The organism is Musicola keenii, assembly GCF_014855505.1.
Taxonomy (GTDB): Bacteria; Pseudomonadota; Gammaproteobacteria; order Enterobacterales; family Enterobacteriaceae; genus Musicola; species Musicola paradisiaca.
This window is the reverse complement of sequence record NZ_JAAWVW010000017.1, coordinates 76,551-88,776: the sequence shown is the minus strand read 5'-3', so window position 1 is coordinate 88,776 and position 12,226 is coordinate 76,551. Positions and strand designations below refer to the sequence as shown.

9 protein-coding genes are annotated in these 12,226 nt (G+C 54.6%); 2 read left to right on the top strand and 7 right to left on the bottom strand.

Annotation, left to right across the window (positions count from 1 at the left end):
* Window positions 1-415 precede the first annotated feature (415 nt).
* Window positions 416-1,711 (top strand): MFS transporter, encoded by a 1,296-nt coding sequence (locus HEP82_RS15980; RefSeq protein ID WP_192458994.1) that lies wholly within the window; start codon window positions 416-418, stop codon window positions 1,709-1,711.
* Window positions 1,712-1,766: 55 nt separating this feature from the next.
* Here HEP82_RS15980 and pssA read toward each other — a convergent pair whose 3' ends face one another.
* The 4 genes from pssA to trxC all read right to left on the bottom strand — a co-directional run bounded on the left by pssA (window position 1,767) and on the right by trxC (window position 7,261).
* A complete protein-coding gene (pssA, locus tag HEP82_RS15975) occupies window positions 1,767-3,122 on the bottom strand; it encodes a CDP-diacylglycerol--serine O-phosphatidyltransferase (protein ID WP_192459001.1) in 1,356 nt (451 codons plus the stop codon).
* Between the two features lie 153 nt (window positions 3,123-3,275).
* Window positions 3,276-5,939, bottom strand: a complete 2,664-nt coding sequence (locus tag HEP82_RS15970; RefSeq protein WP_192458993.1) for a bifunctional acetate--CoA ligase family protein/GNAT family N-acetyltransferase — start codon at window positions 5,937-5,939, stop codon at window positions 3,276-3,278.
* Between the two features lie 33 nt (window positions 5,940-5,972).
* Window positions 5,973-6,686 (bottom strand): tRNA-uridine aminocarboxypropyltransferase, encoded by a 714-nt coding sequence (locus HEP82_RS15965; protein WP_192458992.1) that lies wholly within the window; start codon window positions 6,684-6,686, stop codon window positions 5,973-5,975.
* Between the two features lie 149 nt (window positions 6,687-6,835).
* On the bottom strand, window positions 6,836-7,261 hold the full coding sequence (trxC, locus tag HEP82_RS15960) for a thioredoxin TrxC (RefSeq protein ID WP_192458991.1): 426 nt from the start codon (window positions 7,259-7,261) through the stop codon (window positions 6,836-6,838).
* 220 nt (window positions 7,262-7,481) lie between these two features.
* Here trxC and HEP82_RS15955 point away from each other — a divergent pair, with 220 nt between their 5' ends.
* A complete protein-coding gene (locus HEP82_RS15955; protein WP_192458990.1) occupies window positions 7,482-8,531 on the top strand; it encodes a tRNA/rRNA methyltransferase in 1,050 nt (349 codons plus the stop codon).
* Between the two features lie 87 nt (window positions 8,532-8,618).
* On the opposite strand, the gene emrB is transcribed toward HEP82_RS15955, so the two are convergent.
* From emrB to mprA, 3 genes are all read right to left on the bottom strand, one after another.
* Window positions 8,619-10,160 (bottom strand): multidrug efflux MFS transporter permease subunit EmrB, encoded by a 1,542-nt coding sequence (gene emrB, locus HEP82_RS15950; protein WP_192458989.1) that lies wholly within the window; start codon window positions 10,158-10,160, stop codon window positions 8,619-8,621.
* Window positions 10,161-10,181: 21 nt separating this feature from the next.
* A complete protein-coding gene (emrA, locus tag HEP82_RS15945; protein WP_192458988.1) occupies window positions 10,182-11,357 on the bottom strand; it encodes a multidrug efflux MFS transporter periplasmic adaptor subunit EmrA in 1,176 nt (391 codons plus the stop codon).
* Between the two features lie 240 nt (window positions 11,358-11,597).
* Window positions 11,598-12,110 (bottom strand): transcriptional repressor MprA, encoded by a 513-nt coding sequence (gene mprA / locus HEP82_RS15940; RefSeq protein WP_192458987.1) that lies wholly within the window; start codon window positions 12,108-12,110, stop codon window positions 11,598-11,600.
* Window positions 12,111-12,226 lie beyond the last annotated feature (116 nt).

The following is a 12,226-nucleotide window of genomic DNA, read 5'->3' as shown; positions in this document are numbered from 1 at the left end:
CCCGTTAATGCCTGACCAGACTGGAGGGCTTTAAGCGCTTTATCGAAATCGAAGGGCTGGGACATATGTCATTCCTTTTTGATTATATACTACTGGAATGACACAGAATTTCTAACACTCCCGGGACCGCCTAATATAGCGGTAGTTACACCGAATGACGTACAGCCCCCCAACCCTTTTTCCTATAATCGATATGATTTTCTTATTTTAACCTTAATCTAAACGTTTATTGCTAACGTATCCTCAGGGGCGATAATTAATATCTCCTTTTCCTGTAATTTCTAATGGTTAAGTTTTTCCTGTCTAAATTAAGTAATTAAAGTGGGGCGTTATCTTTTGTCCGGTGGTGGTTGTCCTGCTTTACTGTATTCCTTATAAACAAATCACAGAAAGAGTAGATAGGGGGTGTAACTACATGGCAAATATAATAAATACCACGAAAGAGCCATCAGAGATTCATGCTAGACAGCGCATATGGGCGATTGTAGGCGCATCATCAGGTAATCTGGTGGAATGGTTTGATTTCTACGTATATTCATTCTGCTCACTTTATTTTGCGCATATATTTTTCCCCTCAGGTAATACTACAACGCAATTATTGCAAACTGCAGGTGTGTTCGCTGCCGGTTTTCTCATGCGCCCGATTGGCGGATGGTTATTCGGTTATATTGCGGATAAGCACGGACGTAAGAACTCCATGCTGATTTCGGTGTGCATGATGTGCATGGGATCGTTGGTTATTGCCTGTCTACCGGGATACAGCGTTATTGGAACCTGGGCGCCAGTATTATTATTGCTTGCTCGTTTGTTTCAGGGATTATCCGTCGGTGGGGAATATGGTACGAGCGCTACATATATGAGTGAGGTAGCGCTTGAAGGACGTAAAGGCTTTTATGCTTCATTCCAGTACGTCACTTTGATTGGCGGGCAATTATTGGCTCTGTTGGTTGTGGTTATCCTGCAGCAATTATTAACAGAAGACGAGTTACGCGCCTGGGGATGGCGGATCCCATTTGCTCTTGGTGCCGTTCTGGCGGTGGTTGCTTTGTATCTGCGTCGATCGCTGAATGAAACCTCGGCGAAATCGACCCGTGAACACCGGGATGCTGGGTCGTTGCGAGGGCTTTGGCGTAACCGTAAATCCTTCATTATGGTATTGGGCTTCACTGCCGGGGGATCGCTGAGTTTTTATACTTATACGACCTACATGCAGAAGTATCTGGTGAATACGGCGGGGATGCATGCGAAGACCGCGAGTGGTTTGATGACGCTGGCGCTTTTTGTCTTTATGTTACTGCAACCGGTATTTGGCGCCTTGTCGGATAAAATGGGTCGCCGCAACTCGATGATGTTATTTGGCGGGCTGGCAGCCCTATTGACTGTGCCGATCCTGACGGTGTTGCAAGGAACGACCAACCCTGTACTTGCCTTTGCAATGGTGATGTTGGCGCTGGTGATTGTGAGTTTTTACACTTCTATTAGCGGCATTTTGAAGGCCGAAATGTTTCCGCCGGAAGTCCGGGCATTGGGCGTTGGCTTGTCGTATGCCGTTGCGAATGCGCTGTTTGGCGGCTCTGCGGAATATGTCGCATTGTCGCTGAAAGCGTCGGGGGCTGAAACGATGTTTTTTTGGTACGTCTCCGTTATGGGGGGGCTAGCATTTCTAGTATCGCTCGGATTGCACCGTAAAGGGCAGGGGGAAAAGCTCTAGTGATAGCATCCCCCACCAAAATAGCCGACCAGAGCGTCGGCTATTTTGGTGAATGCTACATGATCCGGCTGATAAGCCTGTCGATACGGATGCGGCGAAGACGGCGGATAAGTTTTCTCACTTTCGCCGGGTATTGAGCGATGCCCTGCAATTGCTGGTAATTAACGATCACTCGGGTATGGGTACGGATGTGGTTTAGCTCTTCTTGTCGCTGTTCAAGCAGCACCTGCTGAGGATCGTGGATAAGAATGGCATTTTCCAGATCAAGCCGCCATGCGCGGGGATTCAGGTTATTACCCGTCAATAATTGCCATTCATCATCAACCCACATTCCTTTCAGATGGAAGGTATTGTCGCCATCTTTCCACAAGCTGACGACAAGCTGCGAGTTATCGATATATTGTTGCAACCGGCCAAGAAAACGCCGCAGATTGATTTCATACAGATAAGGTAGAGCCCCGATAATCTTGAACGGCTGGTCTTCAGGAATAAAAAAGTCGTTAGCGGTTTTATCACCAATAATGATTTCAACCTGTTTGCCATCGCGCAGTAATCGGATGATATTTCGAACCAGTAACGCTGGCAGGTTGAAGTACGGTGTGCAGATGACTAATCGCTGCCGGGTACAATACATCAGATGATGAATCGTTTTATTCAGCGGGCTCTGTTTTCCCAAACCGACCAGCGGCGTCAGGGCTAACTGACTATTGTTATCGCCGACGCCGGGCAAGTGATAGGTGGCATGACGCAACGACTGGCGGAACTGCCGGATATCATTTTTGATTTCAATTGTTTTAGGACGATCCTGACGGTCGAGGCGCTGAACCGCCGTCGAAATCAACAGATCTTGCACATACTTCGCCATCGTATCGGCCAGGGTCGCATTGTGGATCAGGTGATAGCGGTCATAACGGTATTTATCGTGCTGATGAAGGTAGACGTCGTTCAGGCTGGCGCCGCTGTAAATGACGCTATCGTCGATGATGAAACCCTTCAGGTGCAATACGCCTAACGCTTCGCGAGTATTGACCGGTATACCGTAGACCGGAATCTGAACGTCCGCGTTTCGTTGCGCCATCTCGAAGTACCAGTCGGCATTGGTGCTGGCAGCGACATCACCAATGCGTCCGCGTTGGGCGCGGTGCCAGTCAACCAGAATGCGGACGTCCAAATCGGGGCGTTGGCGTTTGGCCTGATAGAGCGCCTCCAGAATCGCCTCACCGCCGTCGTCATGTTCCAGGTACAGTGCAACAAGATAGATGCGTTTGCCCGCGCCGGGAATCTTTGCCATCAGCGTGGCGCGAAAATTCGCCGGGCTGCTAATCGTCTGAACGGCATCAGCGGACTGAGGAATTTTGGGCAGTTGTGCAAGGTGTTGTTGATATTTGGCGAGCTTTAGTTTTGACAACATCACAGTGCGTTTCTTCTCTTCATCATGGCATGACCATCCGGTCATGATAAACGTTAAGGCATAGCCGAATCGGAGGATGATACCATTACTTGCCCAGGTGAGTGAGCAAGTTTTGCCGATGCCGGCTGGCGACGGATCTTGATGGGATCTGCATCACTTACTGTTATCGGAAGATAACCGGAGTTCCAGCGCGACAATGCCCTCATCCAACTGGACGTCCAGCGTGAAGCCCAGTTTTTTCGCCAGCGCCACCATACCCTGATTATGCGGCATGGTAATGCCGGTAAGCCGGGTTAGTCCGTGTTGGCGAGCATACTGGATCAGCGTTTCCATCAGCTTTCTGCCCAGCCCATTACCTTTTAGATCCGATCGCACCAACACGGCGAATTCGGCACTGACATTATCGGGGTCGGAAATGGCCCGGCTGACGCCCATAATCTCCGGGCCTTCGTTACCCTCGCGCACGGCGATAAACGCCATCTCGCGGTCGTAGTCAATCTGGGTCATATTCGCCAGATCTTCATGGGTGAACTCATTAATCTCGCTGAAATAGCGGTAATAAAGATCTTCACGGGTCACTCTGCCGATGAAGCATTTCAGCAAGGGTTCATCCTCGGGCAATATGGGGCGGAACAGACAGTAGGCGCCATCCTTGAGCGTTACCCGCTCCTCCAGTTCCTGAGGATAAGGCCGGATAGACAGACGCGAGTGCGGATCCTGAACGAAGGGCTCCAGATGCAGCGTGGCGTCCAACAGCGTCAGCGTATCGCCGCACGCCAGTAAAGGATGGATGTCGAGTTGGGACATTTCCGGGCAATCGATAATCAGGTTTGACACCTGAACCAGCAAACGGCTGAGTGCGGCGACATTCGACGGAGCGATGCTGCCGTGACTGCGAATTTTACCGCTCTTCAGCGCTTGTACGATCAGATAACTAGCCAGCGTCATATTCAGCGGCGGTAAAGCGACTTCCGCCTGCGTTTCATCGCGCCATTCGGCGCTGCCTTCGCCAAGCATGATGATTGGGCCGAAGACCGGATCCTGCTTCACGACGATGCGCAGTTCCAGCGCCCCGTTACGGTTAACCATACCTTGCACCAACAATCCTTGCATTCTGGCTTGGGGATGCGTTTGCCTCACACGTTTTAGGATGGCTTCGGCCGACAGTTGCACTTCATTCGCTGTCTGCAAATACAGCAGGACGCCTTGTACGTCCGATTTGTGAGGAATGTCCGGCGAACGCAGTTTGATGGCGACCGGATAGCCGATTTCCCCTGCGATCCTCGCCGCCTGGATACTGTCTTCGGCGATGCGGGTCGGTTGCGTATTCAGTCCATAGGCATTCAGTATCGGTGCGGCTTCGTGTATGTCCAACCGCGTGGCGCCAGCGTGTAATGCCTGGGTAATCAGTCGGTGGGCTTGAGCGGTATCCGTCGCGAGATCCCGCGGCAACGCCGGCGTCTCCCGAAGCTGCTGCTGGTTGCGGCGATATTCGACGATATGCATGAACGCCGTCACTGCGCCTTCCGGCGTTCGGTAAGTCGGAATACCGGCCTCGTTAAATTGCCGTCGGGCTTCCTGCGACGAAAACTCCCCACACCAGTTGGTCAGCATGGTGATGCGTTTGCCGCGTGGGTGCTGTTGCAACAGTTGAATCAGTTTCGTCGCGCTTTCTGTGCCAGGCGCGACGGCGCTCGGGGCGTAAATGACTAAAATGGCGTCCAGATCGTCGCTGTCGAGCAGTACCGACAACGCCGATTGGTAACGCTCCGACGTCGCATCGTCCCACAAATCCAGCGGATTGCCGATCGTCATGGCGTCGGGAAGTGCAACACGCAGCGCCTGCGTTGTTGCTTCGCCCAGACGCGCCAGCCGGCCCTGCCGTGTGATCAGTTGATCCAGCGCTTGCGCGGCTGGGGAGGCGCCATTGCTGACGATCATCAAGCGTTCGCCACGCAGCGGGCGTAGGTGACTGAGCGTTTCAACGGCTGAGAACAATTCATGGGTGTCTCGCACGCGCAGTAATCCGGCGCGTTGAATGGCGGCATCGTAAGCGGCATCCAGTCCATGCGGCCCGCAGTGCAGTAACTGCTGCGCCTGCTGGCTGCGCCCACTTTTGATCACCAGTATCGGTTTGTTACGGGATGCGCTGCGGGAGGCGGACAGAAAACGCCGGGCATCGCTGATGTGCTCCAGATGCAGCAGAATGGCGCTGGTTTTACCGTCCCGCGCCACGAAATCCAGCAGGTCGTCCACGTCGATGTCGATGCTGTCGCCCAGCGCAATGAAATAGGAGAACCCAATTCCCCGCTGTTGCGCCCAGTCCAGAATGGTATTGGAGACAGCGGCGGATTGGGATATGAACGCCAGCTTGCCTTTAATAATGGGAACGGGAGAAAAGCTGGCATTCAGTCCTTGCCAGGGAGCCAACAGGCCCAAACTGTTGGGGCCGAGTAATCGCATGGCGTAGCGGGCGGCGCAGGTTTTCAGATCATGGAATTGCGACGACTGCGCAGACAGTACGATGACGGCTTTACAACCCCGCTCGCCGAGTGCTTCCAGCAATGACAGATTGCGTTCCGCCCGCGTACAAAGCACGGCGAGATCCGGCGTTGTCGGCAGATGCGCCACGTCGGGATAGGCCAGTACGCCGCATACCGCGCGATATCTGGGCGTAACCGGCATGACCGGGCCGCCGAATCCGCCGTCAAGCAGGTTGCGCATCATCAAAAACCCGGCTCGACCGGGTTTCTCCGAGGCACCGATGACCGCGATAGATTTAGGGCGTAACAGAGCTTCTAACCCGCGCTGACTCATCTGTCGTTCCTGTTAAAGACACATGTATTGAGCTTAAACGTCAGCGTCCGATTTTGCTGTGATTTTGGGTGCAAATTCCTGCCAGGCGTGATGGGCTTTTCCGGCCAAATAGTGTTTGCGAAAGCGATCGAAATGCTGTGCGAGCGCGTCGGCCGCCGGCGTATCGCCCGCCTGTTGCAGCAGGGCGATGGCAATCTCAGCGGTACAGTGTTGCCCGGCGCTGCTGGCTTCCCGCAGTTGATAGCGGGAAAAAGCCTCTACGTTCAGCGACAGAATCGGCATATTGTCCAGATAGGGGCTTTTGCGAAACATCTTGCGCGCCTCCGGCCAGGTTCCGTCCAGCATGACGAACAGCGGCGGCTTGCCGTTAGGCGGCAACTGATGGCTCACCGGGCGATCCGTCTCATCGTCAGTCAGAAACACCAGCCAGGGTTGGCGATCGGCGGGTTGCAATGCGGTAAGCAGAGCGGGGTCGGGCTCAGTACGCGACCAGAGGAACGCTTGGGTATCCGGCAGAATATCGGCGATCAGGCGCCCGGTGTTGCTGGGTTTCAACGGTTCGGTATCGAACATAATGAGACAAAAACGGCTGCGGGCGTTGCAGGGCGCGAAGGTGTGGCACAAACAATGGGCTTGCGGCAGCAGACATTCCTGACAACGAATGACGCGGCAGCCCCGGGCACGAAAAGGGCGGGTTGAGAGCGCCAGCCGCTGCTGACGCAGATGAAGTACGGCGTTACCTGTCATGATTTTCCGCTAAAAAGCGTTATTCTAAACGACGTCCCGACGTACCAACAGCCCGTTGTGTCCTGAACGCTGCACCGGCCGCCGGTTTTGGCGGTGTGGCGACAGTGGTGTCGCCTCGTTTCTTATCGGCACGAGGCGATGGACATGGGTTACAGCGATTCGTTAAGCCAGTTTTCAAACGGCGCTTTCGGCATGGCGCCGTTGAGAATATCAACGGGTTTGCCCTGCCGGAACAACATGATGGTGGGGATGCTGCGAATACGAAAGCGTGCGCTTAGCGCAGGTTCCGATTCGGTATTGACCTTGACGAAACGCAGTTTGCCGCCGTTTTCCTGCGCGACGCTTTCAAATATAGGGGCAAAGTTGACGCAGGGGCCGCACCAGGGCGCCCAGAAATCTACGACAACCGGCAAGTCGTCCTGCAGCAGTTTGTCCAGTGTGTGTTCGGTCGCGTTGATCACGGTTGCGCTGAACAATGCTTGTCCGCAACGGCCGCATTTGGCATGGGGGTTATCGTTCAAACGTTCTTCCGGCAGACGGTTAGTGGTATGGCATGCTGGGCATACGGTATTCATGCTGATCCTCTAAGCAAAAAAAATGAGAGGTATAACGGCGCATCAATGGCGATAAAACCAGGCGGCGTCAGGAAATGCGCTCAGTATGGAGAGGCGGGTCTGGCGTCACAACGCGGTTTATTCAATGATTATAATAGTTGCCGACTTTTATGACCTGGCTGGTGGCTAAGCAGTTGTACATAAGGTAATCTTCGCGCCCAGCGTGTAGGTGGAGAAAAACATGAGCGATGAATTGAGCGGTAAAAGTGGCAAAGTCCGGGTGATGTATGTCCGCAGTGAAGACAGCGACGATAAAAATACGTCTGGCAAGAACAAACGATCGTCCGATAAGCGTCGCGATGGCGCACCGCGCGAAGCGCGAGAGAAGAATAGACCACGCCGCGACGGCGCTATGAAGGGCGGTGAACGTCCGGCGCGTCGTGAAGCCTATGACAGTGCGGTATCGCCGTGGAAAACGGTATCGCGGGCAGCCGACGAGTCGGCCGAGCAGGGCGGTATTAGCGGCAAAAGCCAAATCGATCCAGAGCAACTGCGGCGTCAGCGGGCGGAGGAAACGCGCGTCTATGGCGAAAATGCCTGTCAGGCTCTGTTTAATAGCCGTCCGGACGCGATTGTTCGCGCCTGGTTCCTGCAGGAAGTCACACCGCGCTTTCGCGAAGCACTGCGCTGGATGGCTGCCAATCGCAAAGCCTACCACGTCGTGGATAATGATGAACTGACCCGTGCTTCCGGCACGGAACACCATGGCGGCGTCTGCTTCCTGATCAAAAAACGCCGTGGTTTGGATGTGCAAACTTATTTGCAGCATGCGCCGGAGAAAGATTGCGTGCTGGCGTTGGAGGATGTGGGCAATCCCCATAATCTGGGGGGCATCGTGCGTAGTTGCGCACACTTTGGTGTTAATGGCGTGCTGGTGCGCGATGCGTCGCAGTTGGAATCCGGTGCTGCAGTACGTACCGCCGAGGGCGGCGCGGAGCATGTCAAGGCAATTCAATCTGACAATCTGATCGATGCATTGTCGCAGTTCCGCAAGGCCGGCTACACCATTGTGACCACCTCCAGCCACAAGGGCGCGGCGTTGTACGATACTCAACTGCCTGCCAGAACGGTGATCGTATTGGGGCAGGAAGGCGACGGCCTTTCTGATGGTGCCTGGCAGCAAGGGGATATGAAGGTCTCCATCAACGGCACCGGCAATGTGGAAAGTCTAAACATTTCCGTGGCGACTGGCATCCTGCTGGCGGAATGGTGGCGGCATAATCGCGCATAAATCGACAGCTTGGGATAAAAAAACGGGAGTGCTTTATGCACTCCCGTTTTTTTGTCGGCGACAAGATGGGGCATATTATCGCGGCGATCAGTGTGCTCCGCTACTGCCGGCACTGCCGCTGTTGCCAAATGGCGGTTTGGCGAACCACACCAGCAAAATCAAGACGAGGAATACTGCGGCGGAGATCCAGAAAATCTCATTGGCGCCGATGATCAAGCCTTGTCCGGTAATCTGGTTCGCCAGATAGGCGGAGACCTGTTGCTGGCTGTATCCCATGGCTTGCAATTGCTGGTAGGTCTGTTGCGCCAGCGGATTGTAAGGGGTAATGGATTCAGTCAGTTGCACATGGTGTAACGCTTCGCGTCGCTCCCACATGGTCGTGGTAATCGAGGTTCCGATGGAGCCGGCCAGCGTCCTGGCGAAATTCGACAGGCTGGACGCTGCGGCCATGCGTTCAGGCGGCAGACCAGAGAGGGTGATGGTCGTCAGTGGCATGAAGAAGCACGCCACCGCAAACCCTTGGAAGAACTGCGGCCAGGCCGAAGTCGCGAAATCCATACCGGGTTCGAAAGTATAAGCGCGCCAGTAGAAGCAGACGGCGTACATAATAAAGCTGAACGTCACCAGTTTGCGCATATCCAGTCTCGGCGCGAATTTACCGATCAGCGGCGACAGAATGACCGGCATAAGGCCAACCGGTGCGGACGCCAGCCCGGCCCAGGTGGCGGTATAACTGAAAACCGTTTGCAGCAGCTGCGGCAGCAGGACAATCGTGCCGAAATACAGCATGAACGCCAAGCTGATGCAGAGGCAGCCGATAGTGAAATTGCGTGACTTGAACAGTGATAAATCCACCACCGGGTGGTCGTCGGTCAGTTCCCAAACGACCAGCACCGACAGCGACACCACCGCCACCACGGTCAACGTCAGGATCTCCGTCGAATTGAACCAGTCCAGTTCTTTGCCCCGATCCAGCATCATTTGCAGACAACCGATGCCGGCGATCAGCAGAACCAACCCGACGGTATCGATAGGCCGAATTTCGATCTTGGTCTCTCTGCCGCGCAGCACCTGCAACGTGACCAGCACCACGGCAATCCCCAACGGAACGTTGATGAAGAAGATCCACCCCCAGTGATAGTTATCGCTGATCCAGCCGCCCAGAATCGGGCCGAAAATCGGCGCCACCACCACGGTCATCGACCACAGCGCCAGCGCGATACTGCGTCGAGCGGGCGGGTAGTTGTTCAGCAACAGGCTCTGCGACAACGGGATGATCGGGCCGGCGACCAGGCCTTGAAAAATACGCGCGGCAATCAGCATCTCCAGGCTGGTGGAGACCCCACACAGCCAGGAGGCGAAGGTAAACAGCGCCGTAGCCCAGACGAACAGGCGGACTTCACCCAGCCGTTTGGCCAGCCAGCCGGTAATCGGGATAGAGACGGCGTTCGCAACCCCGAATGAGGTGATGACCCACGTTCCCTGTGAGTTGGAGGCGCCCAGGTTCCCTGCAATGGTCGGAATGGCTACGTTGGCGATCGTCGAGTCCAGTACCTGCATGAAGGTTGCCAACGACAGAGCGATCGTCATCAGGGCTAGCGTTGCGCCCTTAAGCGGAGTTCTTTCCATGCTGCTCTCCTTTGTCCGCGTTTAGCCGGCGTTGGCTCGAATGATGCGATCAATGAGCTGATTGACCGGCGTCTGATCCAGCTCCAGCGCATCGCTCTGGTAAGCGGGGGCTGTGCGCGGTGCATCCGACAACGATTTCCCTTCCGCTATCGCCGTATCGACTTTCACCAGCATGGATAACCCGATGCGCAGCGGGTGCTCCGCCAGTTGCTTCTGATCCAGTTCGATACGAACCGGCAGACGCTGCACCACTTTGATCCAGTTGCCGGTGGCGTTCTGTGCTGGCAACAAAGAGAAGGCGCTGCCGGTACCCATATCCAGCCCGACAACCCGGCCTTTGTACACCACGTCGTCGCCGTAAAGATCGCTGGTTATCGTTGCAGGCTGACCGATACGCATCTTGGTCAACTGGGTTTCCTTGAAGTTGGCGTCGACCCACAGATTATTGGCGGGCACGACCGCCATCAGCGAGGATGAGGTGGTGATGCGGGCTCCCAACTGCACGCTGCGGCGTGATACGTAGCCCTCTACCGGGCTGACGATATGGGTGCGTTTCAGCGCCAGCCAAGCATCACGCACATCGGCGGCGGCCTGTTGTACCGTCGGTTGTTTTTCCAGCGGTGTATCCAGAATCATGGCCTGATTGGCGGCGTATTGCTGTCTGGCCGCCTCCAGGGAGGCGCGCGCGCTGGTGACGGCGTCGCGGGCGTGTTGCAGATCTTCGCGGCCGATGGCGTTTGCGCGGCCCAGCGCTTCGCGGCGGTTCAAATCGCTGATGGCTTTATCCAGTGCGACTTGTTGCACCTCGATATTGGCTTTGTACTGGCGACCATTGATGATCAACTGGTGTACCTGACGCACACTGTTGGCCAGCGCTGTTTGGGAACGCTCGAATGTTTGTTCGGCATCGGTCGGATCCAGTTCCACCAGTACGTCGCCCTTTCTGACGAAGTCGGTATTATCGACGTTCACCTGTGTGACGCTGCCGCTGACCTGGGACATGATTTGCACCTGGTTGCCCGCGACGTAGGCGTCGTCGGTTTCCTGGTGATGTTGCAACACCAGATACCAGTAGGCGAACCACACGCAACCGATAAAAATGAAGAGGATCAACAGCAACGTTAAAATCCATTTACGCTGCTTTTTAGGTCTGGAAGGCGTGGATGCTGGAGCCTGATGTTCCACGTTGGCACTCATGGTTTTCTCCCTGTTGGATTTTTTCGCTGGGCATCAGTCATGCTGCAATGACGATTGCCATATTTTCCTTAATTCGGCTCCGCGCCCTGACGCGGGGCCTCCCGACCGGCAGCATAAAAGCGCCGGTATCAACGTCCTTGATTGGCAATTTATTCGCCTGACTGAAAATAAAACCGCCCCTGTGAACGGGAGCGTCTGCCTGGTTCAGTCATGTATGACTTATCCGATGGTGCTGAAGGTTTATGGCGTCTCGGTATCCATTTCATCAAGACGAGACAATAGCTTGCGCATCAGCTTTTCTAATTGCTGCTGTTCGTCGTTTGTCAACGCGGAGCAGAGAAAATGAAGGCTTCGATGCTGCGGCGGCAACAACTCATCGAGAAAGGCTTTCCCTTTCTCCGTCATGAACAGATGCAGGCAACGGCGATCGCTATCGCTTTCGCGACGTTCTATCCAGCCGCGTTTTTCCAGTTCGTCGGCGATCCGTGTGGCATTAGTACGCGAGGAACCCAATGCCGCGCTGAGTTCGGACGGCTGAATACTGTAATTTTCCTGTGATTCCAGGGTAATCAGCGCCATGAACAGGGTTTCGTTGATATCCTGTTCCTTCAGCATCTGGTTGCGATGCTCCAGGATTTTGGTCTGCATGTGCAGGAACAGCCGTAGCAACAACACTTCCTGATACGGAAACTCTGGCCGGCGGGACGCCCGCATGCGCAACATCTCTTCTATTGGGGCAAATGAACTTTCCATTGATGTCAACCTCATTAATCACGAACTGCATAGTAACTAATGTTACTAATTAGGTAAATGCGAGAAATTTGTCCATTAGTGCTTATTTATAACTGAGTGAAACTTAGCAGACTGTC